Here is a 21,184-nt window from a genome sequence, read left to right as displayed (position 1 = left end):
GCAGGGCCTGTTTTTGAACTTCCTTCTGGGCTAGTCAGGGTCTGTTTGGGCTCTCTGGGCGTGAGGGCCTGCCGTTCGGTGAACAGTGGCCGTGACCGGTGCCGAACGGCTGATCGGTCGGGTGGCCACGAGCTCCCGCAGACGGGGCGGCCGGTCCGAGCAGCTATGGACCGGCTGCCTCATGGCGAGGGTCAGCACAGTGGTGGTCGCTGTCCTGCTTGCGTGCGGTGGAGGGGTGGCGGCTGGCGAGGCCGTGCAAGGCCAAGTCAGTTGAAGACTGCGGCCACGGTGTCCGAGAGCTGGTTCAGTACGTCCCGCGAGAGCTGCACCGAGCCGGTGAACGAGAGGAAGCCGTGAATGGCTCCCTCGACCGGGAGGTGCTGGACCGGAACGCCGGCGTCGGCTAGCTTGCGGGCGTAGTGGTCGCCCTGGTCGCGCAGGGGGTCGTTCTCGGCAGTAACGATGACGGCGGGAGCAAGTCCGGCCAGTTCGTCGGAGCGTGCCGGCGAGACCCGCGGGTCGGCGCCCTGGTCCGGGGTGCTGAGGTAGGCGCCCCAGAACCACTCGAGGTAGGAACGGGAGAGGACCGGGCCCGTCATGTTCTCGTACATCGAGGGGCTGTCGTCGAACCGGTCGACCGCCGGGTAGGCGAGCACCTGGAGCGTGATGCGAGGTCCCCCGCGGCGCAGGGATTCCTGTGCGAGAACCGCGGCAAGGTTGCCGCCGGCGCTTTCGCCGAACACGGCGATGCGCTCTCTGTCGCCCCCGAAGCCGGGGGCGTTGCCCACGATCCAGGTCAGCGCGGCGTAGGCGTCGTCGACCGCGGCCGGGAAGCGGTGCTCGGGTGCCAGCCGGTAGTCGACGGAGACCACGATCGTGCCGGAGCGGCTGGCCATGATGCGGGCGATGTTGTCCTGGGTGTCCAGGTCGCCGAAGACCCATCCGCCACCGTGGAAGAAGAGCGTCACGGGCAGTGGCCCGGCGTCCGGCTCGGTGAAGGGCCGGTAGATACGGACGGGTACGTCGCGGCCGGTGGCAGGGACCGTGGTGTCCCGGACGTCGGCGACCGGTACGGGAGCGCCGGCCAGGGCGCCGAAGGCGCGCCCGAACGCGCGGTTCTCCGCCACCGTCAGGGTTTCGGGAGCCGGTCTGCCTCCTGTGGCCACTTCCTTGAGCAGGGTCTCGATCTGGGGGTCGAGGGGCATGGCACTCACCTGTCTGAAGGGACGGCCACCCGGTATGGAATGACCTTTCCAGGATCATCGGCAGGGCATGATTGGAATGTCAATTCCAACTTGAGTAGCGTGGGCATATGAGCGCACCAGCGAAGACCGGAGAGCCGAAGAGACAGCGGCTCACCACGGGGGGCCGCAAGACCCGCGAACGCATCATCGAGGCCGCTGCGGAGCTGATGTTCCACCGCGGCGCGGGGGGCACGAGCATCCCGGACATCCAGGCGGCCGCCGGGGTCAGCGCGTCGCAGATCTACCACTACTTCGGCGACAAGCAGGGCCTGGTCCTGGCGGTCATCGACCACCAGACGGACATCCGGCTCGCCCAGCAGCGTCCGCTGCTGGACAACCTGGACAGCATCGAGGCCCTGCGCGAGTGGTGCGACAGGGCAGGGAGCCGACAGGACGAAAGAGGATGCGAAGGCGGCTGCGAGATCGGCTCGCTCGCCAGCGAACTCGCCGACGGCGACCAGTCGGCACGGACCAGACTCGTCTCCGCCTTCGACCGGTGGGAAGGGCCCATCAGGTCGGGACTCGCACGCATGCAGGCACGGGGCGAGCTGAGCGAGCGCGCCGATACCGCCGCGCTCGCCACCGCTTTGCTGGCCGCCATCCAGGGCGGCATGCTGCTGTCCCAGGTCCGCCGGTCGAGCACCGCCTACCGGCAGGCCGTGTCAGCGGTGATTGACCACATCGAGAGCTACCTCGTCCGGTAGCGGCTTGAGGGCGTCAGCTCACCGCTGTCATCCTTTGACCTGCTGATACAGAGTTCAGAAACAGGCGCTGAAGGGGCGTCGGTGACGTAGTGCTCAGTGGTGGTGAGTGGTCGGGGCAATGGTGCGGTGGTGCACGCTCAAGGACGGTGCAGCTGGTGGCAGCACGATTCCGGGGACGGGTCGTGGCGCAGTATTCGCATGGCTTGGGTCAGCCGCTGTAGCGGGCGTTCATCAGGTCGTTCCACTTCTGCTTGTCGGCCGGGTCGTTGGCGCAGCTGCTGCAGTGGGGCAGGTAGTCGGTCCGGGTGGGGTACGGCACGTTCGAGTGGATGGTGACGGTCGGGCGCAGCGTGAGGGGGCGGCCGCACAGCGGGCAGAGGTCTCCGTGGAGCAGTTCGTGAGTCATGCGGCGGACTGTGCACAGGTCGGTGGCTTACCGTCTCGGGCTGGCGGCGCGGCCCGCCCGGCGGGATGTCCGGTAAAGACTTGGCGATGGCCTCCCGCCCGGCGGGACGTACCCGAGATCGCGCTGTTCCGCAGGTCAGTACCGGGGTTCTATGGGCCGGTGATCAGCAAAGCCGAGATTCGCCCGGAGCGCTGGGCGGCGGAGTCTACGGTGGAGGCATGCCGACGTCTCCTCCGCCCGCCCCTGATCAGGCCTTGGTGCCGGTGCGGGTCCTCCTGCCCGGCGGCCAGGAGGTCGTCGCACGGCTGTGGGCACGCCGCCAGCTGCCCGGCGGATGGCGCTACCACATCGGCATACCCGTCTACAAAAACGGGCCCGGGGACACCGTGGAGGCGGCCGAGTACCGGGTCTGGGTGCGGGCGCCGGACCACGTGCGACCCGTGCCCGGCGTCTCGTACGACCAGGTGCCCACCGAGTACCTGCCGAAGCCGTCGGTCGTGGACCAGGTCCTCGGGCCACGCCGCCCGTCGGGATGGGTGCTGGCGAAGGCCGGCGGCCGCGGTCCCGGCCGGGGCGGTGCCGTACACGCCGTCGACTGCGAGGAGGCCCCGGCCCGCGCACAGGTGCTGACGCTGGACCGGGCCCTGGACGGTGCCCAGCAGCCGGGCGTCCGGCTGTGCTCACTGTGCGGCGCCGCCGCCGAGCTTGACCCATTCTCAAGGGCTTCGACCACGCCTTGGACGACTGACACGTCCAGGGCTCAGCCTGTTGCCCTGTGTGGCTCCTGCCTCAGTCCCGGATGAGCTGCTGGAACTGTGGGCAGCCGACGGCGTGCCATTCCCTGACGAGAATCTCTCCTTCGATGACCACGACTTCCGCGTGCCACGGCAGGCAGTCGTGGCACGCATAGATCTCGTACGGGTTGCCGTCGTCATCGAAGGCCCTGAGATCGACAGAGCCGACCGGCGCTCGGTAGGTAACGTCCTGCTGGCTATCTGCACCTTGTACCATGCCGGTCAGTATCTCGCTGTCACTTCCTTGTACCATCATCGCACCCACGGTGGCTGCCTCCCTGGGCCCTACCCAGCTGATTCCTGTTCCGAGGTTCCTCAGCACGGCGGAATCGCTGCTGGGCAACGGGCGTGCTGCTGGTGCGGCGCCACGGTTTGTCGTACCGGCCGCCGCACGTGCGGCACTCCGCGCGGAAGAGTGCCGTAGCCGGGCCCATCTGCTCGCTCGGCTCTGCCGGATACTCTGCGTTCTGTATCTTCGCCACGAGTTGGGGTGTAGCGCAGGCGCAGATGCGGGTTCCCCAGGCGCGGCCGAGACCGCCCACCGGCGCCTCGACGAAGTCGGTGCGATAGCCGTCGACCGGCCAGTGTTTCTTCTTGATGTTCGATGCGTTCAGAAAGCGGCGCTGGTCGGCCTCGCTCGGGAAAATCAGCAGCAGTCCGGCCAGCAGTAGGAACGCCTCCCCGCGCACGCGGTGGGGGTCGGGATCGAAGACCGCGGCCGGGACACCGCTTCCGTCGACTAGGGGTACGCCGCCGGCGTACCGGGGAGCACCGGTGCTGAAGCCCACGGTCGCGGTGACGCCGTGTTCGTCGGCGAGCTTGGCCAGGGCCTGGTCAACACCCCGGCGGAAGACACGGGCCACCTGCCAGTGTGTACTTGGCGGCCGGGTGCGAGCGGCCTGCTCGGCGATGGTGGCCTCGGCCAAGGCCTTGGCCTGAGTGACGGCGTTCCGCGCGCGGATCTGCTCCTTCTTCTTCTCCTTCTCCCGTTGCAGGGCGGCCAACCGGGCTTCGTGGAGGCGCCGTCGCCGCTCCTCTTCCTCCAAGTGGGCGGCCTCGGCCGCAATGTACTGCGGAGCCGTCCACACCGTGTCGAGCGGACGCTGTGGATACCACAGCGGGCTGCGCGGAGTGTGGGGGACGATGCGGTGGGCGAACGCCCAGCTGAGGAACTGGGGAAGCGAAGTCCTGACCGGTCTCCAGCCGCCCTCCTCGAACTTCACCAGGCCCTCGGTGACGGCCAGGTGCTTCTGCCCGTCCGGCCGGGACACGCGCACGGAGGGGACCGTGCCGAGCCAGGGCGGACGGGGCCGGTCACTGAACCAGATCGAGGTGACACCGTCGGCGGCCATCTTGTCGGTGCGGGCGGTGATGTCGGTGTCTGTGATCGGCGCGAGCTGGGCTTCCAGAGCCGTCTTCCAGGTTCCGGCCAGGTCGGTGGCCAGCACATGCGGGATCCTGTTCGTGCTGCACACCGGAATTCAGTGGGAGTACCTGCCGCAGGAGCTGGGCTTCGGATCCGGTATGACCTGCTGGAAGCGCCTGGCCGCCTGGAACGAGGCCGGCGTCTAGGAGAAGCTGCACCTGGTGCTGCTGATGAAGCTGCGGTCGGCGAAGAAGCTGGACTGGTCGAGGGCGGTGATCGACTCCTCCCACGTCAGGGCCGCCCGCCGGGGCCCAAAAGCGGTCCCAGCCCGGTCGACCGAGCACGGCCGGGCAGCAAGCACCACGTCCTTGTCGACGGCCAGGGCATCCCGCTCGCGGTGTCGCTGACCGGAGGCAACCGCAACGACGTCACCCAGCTCCTGCCCCTGCTCGACCAGGTCCCACCGGTCGCCGGCGTCGTCGGCAGGCCACGGCGACGGCCGGACATGCTCCTCGCGGACCGCGGCTACGACCACGACAAGTACCGGCGACTGCTGTGGAAACGAGGCATCCGGCCCGCGATCGCCGAACGCGGCCAGCCACACGGCACCGGCCTGGGCATCTTCCGCTGGGTCGTCGAACGCACCATCTCCTGGCTGCACGGCTTCCGCCGCCTGCGCATCCGCTGGGAACGATGAGACGACATCCACGAAGCCTTCCTCGGCCTCGCCACCTGCCTCATCACACACCGCCACGTCCAACGCCTTTGTTAGGACCTCTAAGGCCGGGTGCCGGTCAGTCGAGCGGGAGGTTGTTGAGCGCTCCCTGGACGACCTCGGGCATGGCCGGGTGGATCCAGTACTGGCCGCGCGCCACGGAGCGGGCGTCCTGGCCGAGTGACATCGCCTGGATCAGCGGCTGGATCAGGGTAGGCGCCTGCGGGCCCATGATGTGCGCTCCCAGCAGTTTCCCGGTGGCAGGGTCGGCCAGCACCTTGGCGAAGCCTGTGGTGTCCTCCATCGCCCAGCCGTACGCAGTGTCGGAGTAGTCGGTCCGGCCCACCACGTAGGGCGTGCCGGCCGCCTTCGCCTCCTGCTCGGTCAGCCCCACGGCGGCGATCTGCGGGGAGGAGAACACCGCGTGCGGAACGTAGCGATGGTCGGTGGCGATCAGGTCGTCCGGGTGGAGGACGTTGTGCATGACCGTCTGCGCCTCGGCGTTCGCCACATGCTTGAGCATCCACTTCGAGGAGACATCACCCAGTGCCCATACACCGGGTACAGAGGTGGCCTGCTGCTCGTCGACCACGATCCGGCCGTCGGGATGCGTGGCCAGACCGCCGGCCGCCGCGTCCACCAGATCGGAGTTGGGACGCCGGCCGATCGCCATCAGCACCTCGTCGACCTCGACCTCTTCCGCACCCTGCGGGCCCTCGAGGTGCAGCACAATCCCGTCATCGGTGCGCCGGGCACTCACCATCTTTCGGCCCAGGCGGACGTCCCACTGTTGCTTCGCCAGTTCGGTGAAGCGCTGCGCGGTCTCTGCATCCTCACGAGCCAGGAGCTGGTCGAGCATCTCCACCACGGTGACCTCGACACCGAGCGACGAGAACACGTGCGCGAGTTCGGTGGCCACGAAGCCGCCGCCCACCACGGCCATCCGGCGCGGCAGCCGCTCCATGGTGCGGACATCGTCACTGGTACGGAAGCCGACCTCGGCCAGCCCCGGGATCGGCGGCACCAGCGGACGGCTGCCCGCCGCCACCACGACCTGGTCGGCGGTGAGTTCGACCGTTCCCTCCGCGGTCTCCACCTCAAGTCGGCGCTCACCGGTGAAGCGGGCGGTGCTCTCGTGGTAGAGGGTGATGTTGGCGCGCTTCTCGTGGCCGTCCAGCCACCAGGCCGACACCGGGTCGATATGCCGGTTGAGGCGGTCCATGGCGGCCGCCCAGTCGGCACCGCGCAGCTCCAGGTCCACGCCCAGCTGGGCGCCGTGCTGGGCGGCGCGCGCCGTGTCGGCGGTGTGGACGAGCATCTTCGTGGGGACGCAGCCGACGTTGAGGCAGGTGCCCGCGTACTTCCGCAGCGGTCCGACGCCCTTGTCGACGATGGCCACCTTCAGGCCGTCGAACCGCTCGTCGAGTACGCCGACGCCCGATCCGGCACCGATGACGACCAGGTCGAAGTGGCCGCCTGCCGTGGGGGTGTTCATGTCTGCTCCGTTCTCTGCAGGCCTTGGAGGGCGTTTCCGTTTCCGGTGACCAGGTCGTCAGTTGCGGCCGGCCATGACGCCGCCGTCGACGTTCCAGACCGCGCCGGTGACCCAGTCCGTCTGGTCGGAGAGTAGGAACACCACGGTGGCGGCGACATCCTCGGGAGTGCCGGTGCGGCCCAGCGGGTGGAAGGAGTTGAAGCCGTCCAAGGCACTGTCCATTTCGGCCTTGGGGATGAACTCCTCGTAGATGGGGGTGCGTACGACCGCCGGGGCGACGGCGTTGGCGCGGATGCCATACGGGGCCAGCTCCATGCCCAGGTGCTGGGTGAGGGAGTGCAGGCCGGCCTTGGCCATGGAATACGCGGAGGACGGGGTCGCGGCGACGGCCTGGTGGGCCCACATGGAGCCGACGTTGACGATGGAGCCCTTGGTGCCGCGCTCGACCATGTCTGCGGCGACGCTCTGGGTGATGAGGAAGACGGCGCGGTTGATGGCCTGGTAGCGGTCGTAATCCTCGGGCGTGTGCTCCAGGAACGGCTTGGGTGCGAACACGCCAGCCGCGTTGACCAGGAGGCTCACGTCGGCGTGGTCGCGGGACAGCTCGGCGCGCAGACGCTCGACGGCCTCGGGGTCGTTCAGGTCGGCGGCGAGGCCGCTTGCGTTCGGGCTGGCCAGTTCGGCTACGGCCCTCGCCGCGCTGGCGTCGGAGCGGCCGGTGACGACGACGCTGCCGCCGGCGTCCAGGATGTGCCGGGCGATGGACAGGCCCATGCCGCTGGTGCCGCCGATGATGACAGCCTTCTTGCCGGTGAGGTCGATGGTGGTGCGGGACATCTGGTGCTCCTGGTGCGAGGGGGGGACGAGGGTGTGGCGCCCTGAACTGCCCCGAAACATCTCCGTGCTGGGGTAAATCGCCGCTCGGGTGCCGGGAATGCCTCATGAGGCGAGTAGCCGGGGGCCGGGGAGGAGGGAGGCGGCGGGCCGCCGGGTGAGGGGCGGCAGCCCGTCCGGGACCGTCAGACGGTGTCGTAGATCCGGATCTCGGGGTCGGCGGCCAGCAGCGGTGCCAGCCCGCCGACGACGTCCTGCTGGAACAGGGTGCTGTTGAGGTAGGCGCGGGCTTCGGCGACGGCGGTGAAGCCGTGCAGCACCTGTACGTCCTCGTCGCGCACCAGCAGTTCCTTGGACTCGGCGCCCGGGACGGTGTCGAGGAACGGCTGCTTGTACTTCTGGTACACGCCAGCCGCCGCGACGCGGTTTTCCTCCGCTACCGTCAGGGTGATTTCCAGGTAGGCCATGACTCGTCCTTTCGTCGACACTGCCGCAGGTTTTTCTACGGGCGATCGGATGAGTCAAAAGTAGGTCGCCGCGACGACGTCCGGTAGAGGATATTCAGTGATGCCGCTATAACGAGCTTGCATTACTCCATGGGCGAGTCCGGCGGGGCGCCTGCGGTCTGCCCGGAAGGGGGCTCGCTGCCAGGCTCGGGAGAGGGCCCCAGACAGCCGGCGGAGTCGGCGAGGCAGGCGACGAACTCCTCCAGATCGGCGCCGAGCGGATTGCCGCGCCCCCAGACGGCCTCGTAGGACATCTCCACGGGAAGCCCGCCTCGCACCAGGGGACGGCAGTTCGCGTGTTCCTGCGTCACTTTCGATTGGGGCAGCAGGGCGGCGCCCACCCCGAGGCGCGCCCACTCGCCCAGCACGCGATAACTGGCGGCCTCGCCCGCGTAGGTCCGCAGCGGCAGGTCATTGTCCCGGAACAGCTGCGTGGTGAACGTGGTCAAGCCGCAGCTGTTGGGCACGAGGATGAAGTCGGCGCCGGCGGCATCGGTCAGCTCCACGGGACCGTCGGCGCCGGGGGCGACGGCTGGGTCGATCACGACGACGGGCTCGGTGAAGATGGTGCGGTGCCGGTAGGCGGGCATGGGCTCGACCTCGGGCACCAGCAGCACGTCCAGCTCTCCGTCCTTCAGGGCGGTGCGCAACAGGTCCAGGTCGGCCTCGCGCAGCACCAGGTCACGTGGACGGGCCAGGCCGCGGGCCGCGCTGAAGGCGCAGCCCACCAGGTCCGCGCCGATCAGGGGAGACACTCCCATGCGGATCGCCCCGGTGGCCGGGCTGGTGAGCCGCCGTGCCTCGGCCGTGATCGAGTCCAGCGCCTCCAGAGCCCGGTCGATCATCGGCAGCACGCGCGCGCCGTGTGCCGTGGGTTTGACGCCACGCGGCGAGCGGTCGAACAGCTTGACGCCGAGTTCGTCCTCCAGGCGGGCCACCCCGTTCGACAGGGCAGGCTGGGTGACGCCGTAGTCGCGCGCGGCGGCGCTGAACGACTTGGTCCGGGACACGGCCTGCGCGTACCGCAGCCCTTCGATGTTCATCGTGAACCCCTCTCGGCTACAACCTCAGGATATAGCCGCATTCATAATCGTCGTCTACCGGATGCCGGGCAGCCGTCCTACTGTTGGCGAAGCACGATCCGCCGGCACGGCGGGGCGGATGATTTCCGCTGGTTGTTGCCGCCCGACGAATTCACAGTACCGGGAAAATCCGCTTGCGAATTTCCCCTTCATCTTTCCAGGAGTGATCGCCGTGTACGAGAACGGCCGCCAGGTACACAGTGCCGCTCAGGTGACCGATCCGGGTGGGCCGGTGCGTCCTGCCCCGGCCCAGCCCCGTGAGCCTGGCCCCGGCGAGGTGCGCCTCGACGTCAGGGCCTCCGGTATCTGCGGGGCCGATGCGGGGATGGCCGCGAATCCCACGCCCGCCTACGGATTCCCGATCACCCCCGGGCACGAGGTGGCCGGAGTCGTCGCCGAGGTCGGCGAGGGTGTGGCGGGCTGGGAGGTCGGCGAGCGGGCCGGGGTCGGTTGGTTCGGCGGCTCCTGCGGGTACTGCACGGCTTGCCGGTCGGGCGACGTGGTCCACTGCGCCGAGCGGCAGATCCCCGGCCTCAGCTACCCGGGCGGCTGGGCCACCACCATCACCGTCCCCGCCGCGGCGCTCGTCCGTATTCCCGGCGGGCTGTCCTTCGAGGAGGCCGCGCCGTTCGGCTGCGCGGGTGTGACCACGTTCAACGCGCTGCGGCACAGCGGGGCCGAGCCCGGCGACCGGGTCGCGGTCCTCGGTATCGGTGGCCTGGGGCACTTCGCGCTGCAGTTCGCCGCGGCCATGGGCTTCGAGACGGTCGCCATCGGCCGCGGCGCCGACAAGCGGGAATCCGCCCTCGGCCTCGGCGCGCACCACTACATCGACGCCTCCGCCGAGGACGCCGGGAAGGCGCTGCGCGCCCTTGGCGGTGCCCGGCTGCTCCTGTCCACGGCCTCCAGCAGCAAGCCGCTGGCCGGGCTCATCGACGGCCTCACCTCGCACGGACGTCTCACCGTCATCGGCTTCGACGGCCTCCCCCTCGACCTCCCGCTGGACAAGCTGGTGATGTACGCCCGCCACGTCACCGGGCATGTCACCGGCAGCCCGGTCGAGACCGAGCAGGCCATGCGTTTCGCCCTGGCCAGTGGCGTACGACCGCAGGTGCAGACCGCGCCACTGGAGCACGCGGCCGAGGCACTGAAGACCCAGCAGGCCGGACAGGCCCGCTTCCGCATGGTCCTCACCACGGGCGAGTGACCATCTCGCCTCACCATCCCCGAGCAATACCCGGGCGGTGCCGCCGACCCGTTCAGGAAAGGAGTGCACGCATGTTGCAGCGCACAAGCCGGTCCGTCGTCGTGATCGGAGCGGGTGCGTCGGGCCTCGCCGCAGCAGGCATCCTCACTCAGGCCGGGCACGATGTCGTCGTCCTGGAGGCGCGCGAGCGGATCGGGGGCCGCCTGCTCACCGCCCCGGCCTCAGTGGACGGCTCGTTTGATCTCGGGGCCACCTGGTTCTGGGACGACGAGCGGCATGTGCGCACTCTCCTGGCCGATTCAGGGCTTGGCAGCTTTCCGCAGCACACCACCGGTGATGCCGTCTACCAGGATGCGGGCGGCGTACAGCGCCTCGCGGGCAACCCGATCGACGCCCGCTCCAACCGCTTCACCGCAGGCGCCGCCTCGCTGACCGACGCACTGGCAGCCGCGCTTCCCTCGGGTACTCTCCGGCTCGGCACGCCGGTCACCGCCATCCGGACCACCCCGTCCGGCCTCAGCGTGCACACCCCCGACTCGGTGATCAAGGCCGAGCACGTCGTCCTCGCCGTGCCGCCCGCCCTCGCCCTGGCCCGCATCGACTTCGGCAGCCGACTGCCGGCGGACCTCGTCCGCGTAGCCGAGCAGACCCCGGTGTGGATGGGCGCCGTGGTGAAGGTCGTGGCCGCGTACCCCGACGCCTTCTGGCGCCGGGACGGCCTGGCCGGTGCCGCCTTCAGCCGCACCGGCCCGCTGCAGGAGATCCACGACATGTCCGGCCCCGCCGGACAGCCGGCCGCCCTGTTCGGCTTCGCCCACACCTCCGCCGCCCGCAGTGCCGGTCCCGACTTCCCAACAGCCGTCACCGGGCAGCTGACGCAGCTCTTCGGCCCGCAGGCGGCCCAGCCGCTCGCCCTGCACATCCAGGACTGGAGCGCCGAGCACTGGACATCCACCGCGCAGGTGGCGCAGCTGGGCGACTACTCCTTCTTCGGCCACCGCCTCTACCAGCGCCCTTCCCTGGACGGGCGGCTCCACTGGGCGTCCACCGAGACCGCCCGCGGCTACGCCGGCCACATCGAAGGCGCGCTGGTGGGCGGCGAACGCGCCGCCCACGCCATCCTCCATGCCCTGCCCGCCCCGAACGACGAGCCAGCACCGGCGGCGCCGTCGCTCTCCGCCTGAACACCTCCCCGCAGACCCCGGCCCTCGGAGGCAACCCCCATGTATGAGGTAGATGCCCTGCTGCGCGAGTACGACCGCGCCCGCGCCTACACCGACGCCCTGTGGAAGGACCTCAAGCCGGACGAGATCACCTGGCGGCCCCACGAGGACTACAGCGCGATCGGCTGGCACCTGGGCCACCAGGCCCACGTCGCCCACTTCATGGTCCGCAACCTCACCGCCGCCGAACCCAGCCCCGACCCAGAACTGGACGGGCTCATGGACTCCGCGAACCCGGAGAAGTTCCGCGGCGCGCTGCCCACCGTGGAACGCCTCGGTGCCTTCCGCGACACCGTCGCCGAACGCGTCCACGCCCGTATGAACGACATCGGCAGTGGCCGCGTCGCCGCCCCGGACCAACTCGCCGTCGTCGCCCGGCACCTCCTGGTCGCGCTGATCAACCACGAATACCAGCACGACCAGTGGATCGGCGAAGTCCGTGCGAACGACCTCGGCCACGCCCTCCCCAGCGACCCGGACACCGACCAGGTCACCCGCCTGGACGGCTATCTCGTCCTCAACCCGCTCGCCTGAGCTGAGGCCGTAGCCAAGCCCGAGGAGCACGTCCCACGTGATGTCGAGGGTTGGTCGCGGCCGCGGCGTTCACCCACCACTACGTCCGTCTCCTGCTCGGCCGGACCCTGCAGCGGCTGGGTCACGACGATGCGGCTGCCGTGCATCTGAAGATGGCTTCCGCGATGAACCCCGACTACGCATGACCCCGGCCAGCCGTGAATCCTGCCCAAGTATGCCCACCTCGCCCTACGGCCCTCGCGCACGACAGGCATCACCGGTCCGGCCGTCGCAGCCCCGTACCGACCGTGTCACCGATGTGTGATCGAAGCGCCTCGGTGAAGCCGTTCGCGCCCTCGTCACGCAGTCGCGCAACGAGGTTTTCGTGCTCGGTGATGATGTCCTGGCAACGGGCCAGAAGGCTGTCCCCGAGGCTGAAGAGCAGGAACCGCTGGCGATCGGCAAGACGATCATTGAGTTCGAGCATCACCTGGTTGCCGCCGACCTCGACGAAGGAGCGGTGGAAGGCGAGCGTCAGCTCGATGAACCGCTTCAGGTCGCCGTCGGCCAGCGCGCTCTTCTGCAGGTCGAGATCGTTCGCCAGCCGCTCCGCGAGGTCCTGGCGGGACTGGTGCGTGGCGCGTTGCACGGAGGCCGATTCGAGGACGTGCCGAGTGTCGGCCAGATCTCTGGCATCCTTCTCGCTCAGGCCGCGCACGAGCGCCCCGCGCTTCGGATATACCGTGATCCAGCCTTCGTCCTGGAGCCGGACGAGCGCGGCCCTGACGGGTGTGCGGCTCACTCCCAGATCGGCGGCGAGCCCCGCCTCACCAAGCATGGTGCCCGGCGCGTGGGTCCCGGCGAGGATGCCCGCACGGATCGTCGCGTACGCCTGCTCGGCGGCGCTCTGACTACTGGTTGACATGCCATGCATTCTCTACCACACACATCTGGGATACAAGTCGTGTCCCATTGGAATACATTCTGGAAGGGCCGTGTTAGGAGCCTCACAGACGGTCCGCCGAAGACGGCGGGCCAAGAAAGAAAGGACCGCGCCGTGCGGCAGCTCATCGTCATCGGATCCGGCCCCGCCGGCTACACCGCCGCCCTCTACGCCGCGCGCGCCAACCTGCGCCCGCTTGTGATCGCCTCCTCCGTCGAGGCGGGCGGTGACCTGATGAACACCACCGAGATCGAGAACTTCCCCGGCTTCCCGGAGGCGGTCATGGGTCCTGACCTGATGGACAAGATGCAGCGGCAGGCCGAGAAGTTCGGCACCGACATCGTCTTCGACGACGTCACCTCCGTCGACCTCGCCGGCGACGTCAAGACGGTCACCCTGGCCTCGGGAGAGCAGCACCGGGCTCTGGCTGTCGTCTTCGCGACCGGCTCCGCCTACCGCAAGCTCGGCGTCGAGGGCGAGGACCGGCTCTCCGGACGCGGGGTGTCCTGGTGCGCGACCTGCGACGGCTTCTTCTTCCGCGACCGCACCATCGCGGTCGTCGGTGGCGGGGACTCAGCGCTGGAGGAGGCGACCTTCCTCACGCGCTTCGCGAAGAAGGTCTACGTCGTCCACCGCCGCGACAGCCTGCGCGCCTCCAGGGCGATGCAGGACCGCGCACTGGCCAACGACGAGATCGAGTTCCTGTGGAACGCGGAAGTCACCGCGATCCATGGCGAGGAGGGCCTCACCGGCGTCACCCTCACCGACACCGTGACCGGCGAGCCGAGCGAGCTGCCCATCGAGGGCCTGTTCGTCGCGATCGGCGCCGACCCCCGCGTCCACCTCGTCCACGGCCAGGTCGACCTGACCACAGACGGGACGATCGCCGTCAACGGCCGCAGCTCCCGTACGAACCTGCCCGGCGTGTTCGCCGCAGGCGACGTCATCGACCCGACCTACCGCCAGGCAGTCACCGCCGCCGCCTCCGGCACGGTCGCCGCCCTCGACGCCGAGCACTACCTGACCACCCTCCCCGGCGAGCTGCTCCAGCGCACCAACGCGCAGACGGCAGAGAGCCTCGCCGCCGCCTGATCCCACAGCCCGTACCAGCGGAAACCACACCGAGAAAGAGAAAGAACCATGTCTTCAGCCCGCCCCGTCACGGACGCGTCCTTCGCCGATGACGTCCTGCTCAGCGACAAGCCTGTCCTGGTCGACTTCTGGGCGGCCTGGTGCCCGCCGTGCCGCGCCGTCGCCCCGATCCTCGACAAGCTCGCGGCCGACCACGCCGACACCCTGACGGTCGTCAAGCTCGACGTCGACCAGAACCCGCAGACTGCGCGCCAGTACGGGATCACCTCGATCCCCACAATGAAGGTCTTCCAGGGCGGCAAGCCCGTGAAGACCCTGGTCGGCGCCCTGCCCCAGCCCGCCCTGGAAGCCGAACTGGCGCCCTACCTGGGCTGATCCGGGCGACCTGGACCAACCGGGTCGGGCCTCCTGGCCCGCCCGGCGGGTCGGCCCTCACAGCCTGCCCCATCCCAACAGCCGCTCCCGCACCCCGGTGTATCCGCAAGCAGCCCCGCGGCCGCGCCGCCGGCCGCCCCCCGTTGGACGAGCCATCCAGCGCGCTGCTCCGCTCCTGCACCGACGCAGACGACGCACCCGCAGATGGCCCACGAATCGGACCATCTGCCTCAGGACCGCTTTCCGCCGCACGCGACGACGCCTGCGACGCTTCCGCCATCGCAGAGAGGAACCAGTACTCATGACCATGATCAACGAGATCGATGTTCAGGCCATCCAGGACACCACCGCCGCAGTCAGGGCCCACCCCGGCCTCGGCCAGGCCACCTTCTCCGTCGACGGCTCCTGGCAGGGCGGCTGTCGCCTCACTGCCCGGACCGGCACGCTGACCCAGGGCGGCGAGCGGGACGACTCCCGCGTCGCGAAGTTCGTGATGAGCAGCGACGAACCCACAGCACTGCTTGGCACCGACTCCGCCGTCTCGCCCGGCGAGTACGTGCTGCAGGCACTCGCCGGCTGCTACACCGTGACTCTTGCCGCCCTCGCCGCCGCACAGGGAATCGAGCTCAAGGGCTTCCGCCTCGAACTCGAAGGCGACATCGACCTGCGAGGCTTCCTCGGCATCGGCCCCACCATCCGTCCGGGCCTGCAGGAGGTGCGCGTCCGTCTTCACGTCGACGCCCCGGACACCTCCCGCGAACAGATCGAGGAACTCGTCTCCCTCGTGGAGAACCGCTCGCCGATCCGTGACACCTTGGTTAACCCCGTCAACGTCGCCACCACGTTTGCCTGATCGTCCGCATCGAGCAGACGGGACACCCCCACGGCCCTGCCGTACACCGGCGAGCGTCAGCACGCTCCGCTTTTGCCTCCGAGCGGCGAAGGCGGAGCTCAGACGTCCAATCTGTACGCGGTCGCCGCGCGGTTTCGACCAGTCGTCCTGGTCCGAGGACAGGCGCCGGTGAGCGGAGCGCCATCGCGGCCACCAAGGTGTCGCCACTCATCGTGTGGATCTCTCTACGCCATCAGCAGCGCTCGTCAGCGATCTACGCGGCGGCCAGCGAGAACCGCACGCGGCTGACCAGCCAGCTGCTCAATTCGCTGCAGGCCAACGCGACCGTCAAGAGCTTCTGCGGGGAGGAGTACGAGCGCGACCGCGTCAGGAACCTCAGCCTGGCCCACCGCGCCAGCAGCGGCGAAACCGACCGCTACACCGCCCGCTACGCGCAGACTGTGCTGTCGGTGACCGCCGCGTCCTTGCTCGCCAACGGACTCGCCGGAGGACGAGCAACCATGGCAGGCCGCCTCTCCCCGGACGTCTTCAGCATGCTGAACGTGCTGCCGATGCAGACCATCTTCAAACTCACCGCCCTGGGCAGCACCCTCGACCAGTACCAGCGCGCCCTGGGAGCACTCGAGCGCGTCAGCCGGCTGCGTGCCCTGCCCGCAGAGCCGTCCGCGCAGGGCAAGCCGCTCACGGCACGGCAGGCCCGGGGCGAGGTGCGGCTGACGAATGTCACCTTCTCCTACTCCTCACGGCTCCCCGTGGTGCGCGATCTCTCCCTGCAGTTCACCCCGGGCCGCACTACCGCCATCGTGGGTGCCACCGGCACGGGGAAGTCCACCGTCGCCAAGTTCCTCACCCGATTCCACAGCCCGCAGACAGGCAGGATCACCAACGGCGGCCAGGACGTCGAGCACCTCGACCTGCGCCAGCTCAGGCGCTCCGTCGGATACGTCGCCCAGGACGCCTACCTCTTCGACGGCACCATCGCGGACAACTGGTTCACACTGCGGGCAGCTACTGCCTGACCATCCACGACCACACCCACGGTGGCACGCAGACCCTTCACGTCCCCGCCCGGACCGCGCGAATGCTGCCACTCGTCCTGGCCAAACTCGCGCGCGACACCTGACCACCCCGGTGTAGTAAGGGGCGAGCAGTTCGCGTTCGAAGGGCACGCTCCAGGCGCTCGGCGGCGCCGGCCGCGACGGTGCCGATCCGCCGCTCCTTGTAGCCACAAGCCGGTCGACGAAGACCAGCTGTGTGGCGGACGCCGGCCCGCGGCCCGCTTCCTGGCCCCGCCCCGCGCAGCATGGCGGACCTACGGTGCCGACAGTGAGCGTTTTCAGCGTGGCCACTGATCGGGTGACGCCGGTCAGGTCGAGGTGAGGGCCGCAACGCACAAAGCCCCCGTGCCGTTGAGAGAGGTGTTCGACGTCTCAACCCACCGGCACAGGAGCCCTGTTGGTTCCCCATCCTGCCGCACTCGACCTGCCCCACGCCCTGGTCGAGTGGGTCACCATGCTCATCGTCACCCGCGAGGGTGACCGACGGTGCAAACTCCCGCCGCACCAGCGTGCGCTCGTCGCTCTGGTGTACCTGCGCCGCCACGACACCCTCGCCCGGATCGCGGCCGGGTTCGGGATATCCGTCGGCACCGTCCACGCGTACGTCATCAGCGTGACCGACCTGCTCGCCGAGCGAGCCCCTGGCCTACTCAAGACGCTGCGCGAGCACGATCCAGACTTCGTCCTCCTGGACGGCACTCTCGCCGAGTGCGACCGCGTCGGTGACAGCCGGGCTGACTACTCGGCCAAGCACCGCCGGCACGGCGTGAACGTCCAGGTCCTCACTGATCCGGCCGGCGAGCTGCTGTGGATCTCGCCCGCCCTGTCGGGTCGCACCCACGATCTGACGGCAGCCCGCACCCATCGCATCATCCGGATCTGCGAACGCCAGGGTGTCCCTGTCCTCGCCGACCGTGCCTACACCGGCGCCGGCCCCTGGGTCACCACTGAACTCAAACGGCCACCGGGCGGCGAGCTCACCCTCACCCAGCGCACCGTCAACCGGGCCCTGGCCGCAGCCCGGGCACCGGTCGAACGCGGCATGGCACGGCTGAAGTCCTGGCAGATCTTCCGCAGATCCCGCATCAGCCCGAACCGCATGACCGTCATCGCCAAAGCCATCCTCACCCTGGAGAGGCAACGCTGAAAACGCTCAGTGTTGTGCGCTCGGCTTTCTCCAGCCGGCCGGTGTACCAGCGGGCGAACGTCACCGGCGTACCGCCGTCGTCAAGTAGCGGAGCGAGGTCGACGTCGTCCACCCGGCATGGGCAGCGACACCTCCCCGACCGGGCTCCGCGAACGGGGGCCCGGACCGAAGACCGGCGACCGGTTACACGACGGCGCGCCGGACGCGGCGGTCCGGGACGCGCTGGAGCGAACAGGGCCCGGCAAACGACAGCGGACGACGGCAAGGCCACAGGCGACAGGCGACCAGCACGGCACGCGCGGCACGGGAACGGGTCTGGCCGATGGGGCACCCATGCGATCGAATTGACCGCTGACAAGGTGATCAAGCGGTTCGCGAAGAAGGGCGACGGTCGTGCCGAAAGCGAGTGGCGGGCGCTTACGCTCCTTGCCCTGCATGCTCCTGGACTGGCTCCAGCTCTCCCCGGGGAGGCGCACCTTGCAGCGTCTGTCGGCCACGGTGGAACCGGCGACAATCGTCCTGCCCGGCGGCCAGGAGGTCGTCGCGCGGCTGTGGGCGGGCGCCGCCAGCTGCCCGACGGATGGCGCTACGCCGTCGGTATGCCCGTCTGGGAGAACGGCTCCGGGGACGGCGTGGAAGCGGCCGAGGGCCGGGTCTGGGTGCGGGCGCCGGACCATGTGCGGCCCGTGGCCGGCGTTTCGTACGACCAGGTGCCCACCGAGTACCTGTCGAAGCCGTCCGTCGTGGACCGGGTCCTCGGGCCGCGCCGACCGCCGGGCCGGATCCTGACGAAGGCCGGCATCGGGTCCTCCGCACTGACGCGCGTGCACTCTGTGTAATCTTTACACTACGCTACTGCCGCCCCAAGTCCGGCTGTCTCTCGCGTATCTGTGAGGGCAGTACGACGTAGTGAGGAAGGTATCGGCGGCATGCCCTCATCCCCGCTTGCAACCAAGCCGCGGAGCACCCTGAACATCAGCGTCCAGAGTCGGGAGTGCAGCACCCTCCTGCTGGAACATCTCCCTGGTTCCACGCTTTTCCCGGAGCGCGGGGTCGGAGCGTCAATCATCAACGCTCTGGGCCAGCCGAACGACACTGTCATCTGTATCACCGCCCCCAGGATGGAGGATGTCGAAGCGCAGATCGCGTACTACACAGAGCTTGCGGCTACGGCCGCCGGGGCTGTCGGCGCATCCGCGCGCGCAGCGATGCGCAGCCGCGTGACCGTGTTGTCGCTGGATGACTCCTCGCCTCGTTGGCTGAGCGAGAAACTTCTCGACCAGGAGCGGCCCGACGCCCGCGCGGCACGGGAACACCTCGTCAAGGCGGCGGCTACGGCACGGGCCTCCGGCTCCGCCATCCGCCTTTCGTACTTCGAGCCCTCCGAGAATCTGGAGCGTCTGGCCGAGGAAATCGGCATTCCCGGTGACCAGGCGGCAGCACGACACATCCCCCTGGGCAAGAAGGCCGCCGGCCGTCACCTGTTCGAAGGTGAGGGCATCAAGGCGCCTGCGGGCACCGAAGAGTGCTTCGACACCGACCGGCTTGTCCAGGGTATCTGTGGTCTCGTGGACCGGGGTCACCGGCGGTTCGTCCTCAAGCTCAGCAGCACGGCCTACGCCGGCGGACTCGGCAATGCCCTTCTCGACCTGTCGGACCTGCCCGACGATGCACCCATCGCCTCAGCTGTCCGGGAACGCCTCCCGGACAGTCAGGTTCTGGACGCGTCCCTCGGCTGGGAAGGGTTCCAGGCGGCCATCCCGCAGGCCGGAGTGATCGCCGAGGAACTCCTCACAGGTGACGAGTTGCGCAGTCCCAGTTACCAGGGCCGGATCAGTGACGGAGCCGTCGTGACGATCTCCACTCACGAGCAGGTTTTCGGACCCAACGGCCAGACCTTCACGGGCAGTGCCTTCCCCGCCATTGATGACTACCGCAACGTACTCATCGACCATGGCCGACGGATCGGAACCGCACTCACGCGCCTCGGTGTCGCTCAGGGTGACTTCGGAGTGGACTTCGTGGCGGTACGCCGCGAAGGAGCCTGGGACGTCTACGGCATCGAGCTCAATCTCCGCGCCACCGGCACCTTGCACGCCTTCAACACGGTAACGGGTCTCCTCCGCACCACACCTGCCGAGGACGGAGTCCTGCACGCTGCGGACAGGTCACTCCGCACCTACCTCGCCTCCGACAGCATCACCAGTTCCGCCTACCGCGGCCTGCGCCCGAGTGGCCTCATCGACCTCGTACGCGCGTCGCCACTGCACTGGGACCAGGAGCGGGGCCAGGGCGTCGTCCTGCATATGCTCAGTGCGCTGCCCCGATACGGGAAGTTCGGCGCGACGTGCGTCGGCGTGGACCGGGACCATGCGACCGACCTGATGAGCCGCCTGCGCACGCTGGTCGACGACTGGGCCGGGCGCAACTTGTAGCGGTTCGCCTGAAGGTGATCGGGGCACAGCGTCTTCGCTGAAGGCAGTCGTGTGCACCCCTGCATGACTGCTGCCGCTGCCGGGCGGCCGCCCGGCAGCGGAGGACCGCCCAAAGCGCGGTGGCGTCAGTCGATTTGAGCCTTGCTGATGGTGAGGGACTTCAGATACTCCGCTGTGAGTGCCTCACCCTTGACGAAGTAACCCATATTCGGGGCCGAGTTGCACACTCCGAATCCGGCGCCGAAGAGGATCGGCGGGAATTCGCCGATCTCGTCCCGCCAGACCGTCTCGGAGAGCAGGGCCTGGAGGGACTTGATCAGCGCGACATCGTGCGAGGCGTATACGCCGCCCGGCGCGAGACGAGGCCAGAGCCTGGTCAGGCAGGTACGGACGGCCGTTGGAGTATCGACGTCGGTGAAGGCGAGCGCGATGCGTTCCGGAAGCGCCGAATCCTGCAAGGTGTCCTCGAAGTACCCGGGAACGAAATCGCAGACCGAGATTTCTCCGTACCGCGTGATATTATCCTTCACGGTCTCCACGGAAGCGCTGTATTTGCCGCTGTACCAGACCGGCATCCAGTCGACGTGACGCCGTGCGTGGTAGTCACGCCTGTCGTACTCATCGAGCACGAGCAGCCCTTTGAAGCTGTCGAAGATCACAAGTCGCTTTGCCAATGCGGCTGCGACGATCGACAGCTTGGCGGACGAACCGCCGGAAAAACATCCGCACTCCACCACATCGCCGTCGGCCGAGGTGCTCATCAACAGCTCCGCGAGGAGTAGACCATCCATCGGCGTGGTGCCGATGGGAACCGAACGGTCGATCTCCTCGAACCTGCGAACCATGTCCCGACGCTGCGCGATGCCGATAGCCGACGTTGAGCCGTTGCCGATGAACTTGCGCTTCAGCTCTGTGTAGGTGTCGTCCGTGGCGATAGTAGGACGCACATGCTCGACCGACACACCAGAGAACTCTGCAGGGCTCGACTGCGACACTCGATCCATGTACGTGGACCTTTCCTTGCAGTGCGTAGGGAATTCACCAGACCGTGACAATAGAATGCGACATACAGGCCATTCTGGCGTCAATTCGCAATAATCTAGCAGCGTGTTCCGCACCCTGTAAACGGCGCGTACTGCAACACCAGCACACCTAAGCCATTTGGCACATGCCGTGGCCCCGGAGCAATCTC

The 21,184-nt window shown here is 68.7% G+C and carries 22 protein-coding genes and 1 pseudogene; 13 read left to right on the top strand and 10 right to left on the bottom strand.

Annotated features, from left to right (window positions below; all coding sequences use genetic code 11):
- Positions 1 to 266: 266 nt before the first annotated feature.
- Complete coding sequence (locus tag SCK26_RS37540) at positions 267 to 1,205, bottom strand: alpha/beta hydrolase (RefSeq protein ID WP_318205833.1); 939 nt, start codon at positions 1,203 to 1,205, stop codon at positions 267 to 269.
- A 107-nt stretch (positions 1,206 to 1,312) separates the two neighbouring features.
- On the opposite strand from SCK26_RS37540, the gene SCK26_RS37535 reads away from it, so the two are divergent.
- Positions 1,313 to 1,948: a TetR/AcrR family transcriptional regulator gene (locus SCK26_RS37535; RefSeq protein ID WP_318205832.1), complete on the top strand. Its 636-nt coding sequence runs from the start codon at positions 1,313 to 1,315 to the stop codon at positions 1,946 to 1,948.
- Positions 1,949 to 2,156: 208 nt separating this feature from the next.
- On the opposite strand, the gene SCK26_RS37530 is transcribed toward SCK26_RS37535, so the two are convergent.
- Complete coding sequence (locus SCK26_RS37530; RefSeq protein ID WP_318205831.1) at positions 2,157 to 2,354, bottom strand: hypothetical protein; 198 nt, start codon at positions 2,352 to 2,354, stop codon at positions 2,157 to 2,159.
- Between the two features lie 218 nt (positions 2,355 to 2,572).
- Here SCK26_RS37530 and SCK26_RS37525 point away from each other — a divergent pair, with 218 nt between their 5' ends.
- Positions 2,573 to 3,157 carry a DUF6233 domain-containing protein gene (locus tag SCK26_RS37525; RefSeq protein ID WP_412080823.1) on the top strand — a complete coding sequence of 195 codons (585 nt, stop codon included), beginning with the start codon at positions 2,573 to 2,575 and terminating at the stop codon, positions 3,155 to 3,157.
- On the opposite strand, the gene SCK26_RS37520 is transcribed toward SCK26_RS37525, so the two are convergent.
- Entirely contained in the window at positions 3,144 to 3,404 is a 261-nt protein-coding gene (locus SCK26_RS37520; protein WP_318206182.1) for a hypothetical protein, read from the bottom strand. The two genes, SCK26_RS37525 and SCK26_RS37520, sit on opposite strands and share 14 nt — an antisense overlap.
- A complete protein-coding gene (locus SCK26_RS37515; RefSeq protein ID WP_318205830.1) occupies positions 3,385 to 4,596 on the bottom strand; it encodes a competence protein CoiA in 1,212 nt (403 codons plus the stop codon). The genes SCK26_RS37520 and SCK26_RS37515 overlap by 20 nt, the downstream gene beginning before the upstream one ends.
- On the opposite strand from SCK26_RS37515, the pseudogene SCK26_RS37510 reads away from it, so the two are divergent.
- Positions 4,595 to 5,286, top strand: a pseudogene (locus tag SCK26_RS37510) (IS5 family transposase); the annotation flags it as partial. The gene SCK26_RS37515 and the pseudogene SCK26_RS37510 sit on opposite strands and share 2 nt — an antisense overlap.
- Positions 5,287 to 5,308: 22 nt before the next feature.
- On the opposite strand, the gene SCK26_RS37505 reads toward SCK26_RS37510, so the two are convergent.
- From SCK26_RS37505 to SCK26_RS37490, 4 genes are all read right to left on the bottom strand, one after another.
- Positions 5,309 to 6,724, bottom strand: coding sequence for a mycothione reductase (locus tag SCK26_RS37505; RefSeq protein ID WP_318205829.1), 1,416 nt, complete (start codon positions 6,722 to 6,724; stop codon positions 5,309 to 5,311).
- Between the two features lie 57 nt (positions 6,725 to 6,781).
- The gene (locus SCK26_RS37500) at positions 6,782 to 7,561 is read right to left on the bottom strand and encodes an SDR family oxidoreductase (RefSeq protein WP_318205828.1); all 780 of its coding nucleotides are present in this window, start codon (positions 7,559 to 7,561) and stop codon (positions 6,782 to 6,784) included.
- A 182-nt stretch (positions 7,562 to 7,743) separates the two neighbouring features.
- Positions 7,744 to 8,025: a hypothetical protein gene (locus tag SCK26_RS37495; RefSeq protein ID WP_318205827.1), complete on the bottom strand. Its 282-nt coding sequence runs from the start codon at positions 8,023 to 8,025 to the stop codon at positions 7,744 to 7,746.
- Positions 8,026 to 8,147: 122 nt separating this feature from the next.
- The gene (locus SCK26_RS37490) at positions 8,148 to 9,107 is read right to left on the bottom strand and encodes a LysR family transcriptional regulator (protein WP_318205826.1); all 960 of its coding nucleotides are present in this window, start codon (positions 9,105 to 9,107) and stop codon (positions 8,148 to 8,150) included.
- Positions 9,108 to 9,309: 202 nt separating this feature from the next.
- Between SCK26_RS37490 and SCK26_RS37485 the strand changes: the two genes are divergently transcribed.
- The 3 genes from SCK26_RS37485 to SCK26_RS37475 are packed head-to-tail and all read left to right on the top strand — an operon-like array spanning position 9,310 to position 12,110.
- Entirely contained in the window at positions 9,310 to 10,353 is a 1,044-nt protein-coding gene (locus tag SCK26_RS37485) for an alcohol dehydrogenase catalytic domain-containing protein (protein WP_318205825.1), read from the top strand.
- A complete protein-coding gene (locus tag SCK26_RS37480) occupies positions 10,350 to 11,537 on the top strand; it encodes a flavin monoamine oxidase family protein (RefSeq protein ID WP_412080822.1) in 1,188 nt (395 codons plus the stop codon). Before SCK26_RS37485 ends, SCK26_RS37480 begins: the two co-directional genes overlap by 4 nt.
- Positions 11,538 to 11,576: 39 nt before the next feature.
- Entirely contained in the window at positions 11,577 to 12,110 is a 534-nt protein-coding gene (locus SCK26_RS37475) for a DinB family protein (RefSeq protein ID WP_318205823.1), read from the top strand.
- 253 nt (positions 12,111 to 12,363) lie between these two features.
- Here SCK26_RS37475 and SCK26_RS37470 read toward each other — a convergent pair whose 3' ends face one another.
- Entirely contained in the window at positions 12,364 to 13,014 is a 651-nt protein-coding gene (locus SCK26_RS37470; protein WP_318205822.1) for a GntR family transcriptional regulator, read from the bottom strand.
- 132 nt (positions 13,015 to 13,146) lie between these two features.
- Between SCK26_RS37470 and trxB the strand changes: the two genes are divergently transcribed.
- The 7 genes from trxB (at position 13,147) to SCK26_RS37435 (ending at position 19,992) form a co-directional block, all read left to right on the top strand.
- A complete protein-coding gene (gene trxB / locus SCK26_RS37465) occupies positions 13,147 to 14,124 on the top strand; it encodes a thioredoxin-disulfide reductase (RefSeq protein WP_318205821.1) in 978 nt (325 codons plus the stop codon).
- 48 nt (positions 14,125 to 14,172) lie between these two features.
- Complete coding sequence (trxA, locus tag SCK26_RS37460; RefSeq protein WP_318205820.1) at positions 14,173 to 14,499, top strand: thioredoxin; 327 nt, start codon at positions 14,173 to 14,175, stop codon at positions 14,497 to 14,499.
- A gap of 307 nt (positions 14,500 to 14,806) precedes the next feature.
- Complete coding sequence (locus SCK26_RS37455) at positions 14,807 to 15,352, top strand: OsmC family protein (RefSeq protein ID WP_318205819.1); 546 nt, start codon at positions 14,807 to 14,809, stop codon at positions 15,350 to 15,352.
- Positions 15,353 to 15,564: 212 nt separating this feature from the next.
- A complete protein-coding gene (locus tag SCK26_RS37450; protein WP_318205818.1) occupies positions 15,565 to 16,371 on the top strand; it encodes an ABC transporter ATP-binding protein in 807 nt (268 codons plus the stop codon).
- 436 nt (positions 16,372 to 16,807) lie between these two features.
- Positions 16,808 to 17,557, top strand: coding sequence for a transposase family protein (locus SCK26_RS37445; RefSeq protein ID WP_318205817.1), 750 nt, complete (start codon positions 16,808 to 16,810; stop codon positions 17,555 to 17,557).
- A 599-nt stretch (positions 17,558 to 18,156) separates the two neighbouring features.
- On the top strand, positions 18,157 to 18,396 hold the full coding sequence (locus tag SCK26_RS37440) for a hypothetical protein (RefSeq protein WP_318205816.1): 240 nt from the start codon (positions 18,157 to 18,159) through the stop codon (positions 18,394 to 18,396).
- Between the two features lie 90 nt (positions 18,397 to 18,486).
- Positions 18,487 to 19,992, top strand: coding sequence for a peptide ligase PGM1-related protein (locus SCK26_RS37435; protein WP_318205815.1), 1,506 nt, complete (start codon positions 18,487 to 18,489; stop codon positions 19,990 to 19,992).
- Between the two features lie 125 nt (positions 19,993 to 20,117).
- Here SCK26_RS37435 and SCK26_RS37430 read toward each other — a convergent pair whose 3' ends face one another.
- Positions 20,118 to 20,996 carry a TylF/MycF/NovP-related O-methyltransferase gene (locus tag SCK26_RS37430; RefSeq protein WP_318205814.1) on the bottom strand — a complete coding sequence of 293 codons (879 nt, stop codon included), beginning with the start codon at positions 20,994 to 20,996 and terminating at the stop codon, positions 20,118 to 20,120.
- Positions 20,997 to 21,184 lie beyond the last annotated feature (188 nt).

The sequence above is a fragment of the Streptomyces sp. SCL15-4 genome, from assembly GCF_033366695.1.
In the GTDB taxonomy this organism is placed as follows: Bacteria; Actinomycetota; Actinomycetes; order Streptomycetales; family Streptomycetaceae; genus Streptomyces.
Note: the sequence above shows the minus strand (reverse complement) of the source record. Positions and strands in the feature narration are given on the sequence as shown.

Coding starts and splice junctions, on each gene's coding strand:
- SCK26_RS37475 (WP_318205823.1), top strand. CDS start 11,577: ATGTATGAGGTAGATGCCCTGCTGCGCGAGTACGACCGCGCCCGCGCC.
- SCK26_RS37525 (WP_412080823.1), top strand. CDS start 2,573: ATGCCGACGTCTCCTCCGCCCGCCCCTGATCAGGCCTTGGTGCCGGTG.
- SCK26_RS37520 (WP_318206182.1), bottom strand. CDS start 3,404: ATGATGGTACAAGGAAGTGACAGCGAGATACTGACCGGCATGGTACAA.
- SCK26_RS37440 (WP_318205816.1), top strand. CDS start 18,157: ATGCCCGTCTGGGAGAACGGCTCCGGGGACGGCGTGGAAGCGGCCGAG.
- SCK26_RS37455 (WP_318205819.1), top strand. CDS start 14,807: ATGATCAACGAGATCGATGTTCAGGCCATCCAGGACACCACCGCCGCA.
- trxA (WP_318205820.1), top strand. CDS start 14,173: ATGTCTTCAGCCCGCCCCGTCACGGACGCGTCCTTCGCCGATGACGTC.
- SCK26_RS37540 (WP_318205833.1), bottom strand. CDS start 1,205: ATGCCCCTCGACCCCCAGATCGAGACCCTGCTCAAGGAAGTGGCCACA.
- SCK26_RS37535 (WP_318205832.1), top strand. CDS start 1,313: ATGAGCGCACCAGCGAAGACCGGAGAGCCGAAGAGACAGCGGCTCACC.
- SCK26_RS37530 (WP_318205831.1), bottom strand. CDS start 2,354: ATGACTCACGAACTGCTCCACGGAGACCTCTGCCCGCTGTGCGGCCGC.
- SCK26_RS37490 (WP_318205826.1), bottom strand. CDS start 9,107: ATGAACATCGAAGGGCTGCGGTACGCGCAGGCCGTGTCCCGGACCAAG.
- SCK26_RS37505 (WP_318205829.1), bottom strand. CDS start 6,724: ATGAACACCCCCACGGCAGGCGGCCACTTCGACCTGGTCGTCATCGGT.
- SCK26_RS37435 (WP_318205815.1), top strand. CDS start 18,487: ATGCCCTCATCCCCGCTTGCAACCAAGCCGCGGAGCACCCTGAACATC.
- SCK26_RS37495 (WP_318205827.1), bottom strand. CDS start 8,025: ATGGCCTACCTGGAAATCACCCTGACGGTAGCGGAGGAAAACCGCGTC.
- SCK26_RS37500 (WP_318205828.1), bottom strand. CDS start 7,561: ATGTCCCGCACCACCATCGACCTCACCGGCAAGAAGGCTGTCATCATC.
- SCK26_RS37470 (WP_318205822.1), bottom strand. CDS start 13,014: ATGTCAACCAGTAGTCAGAGCGCCGCCGAGCAGGCGTACGCGACGATC.
- SCK26_RS37430 (WP_318205814.1), bottom strand. CDS start 20,996: ATGGATCGAGTGTCGCAGTCGAGCCCTGCAGAGTTCTCTGGTGTGTCG.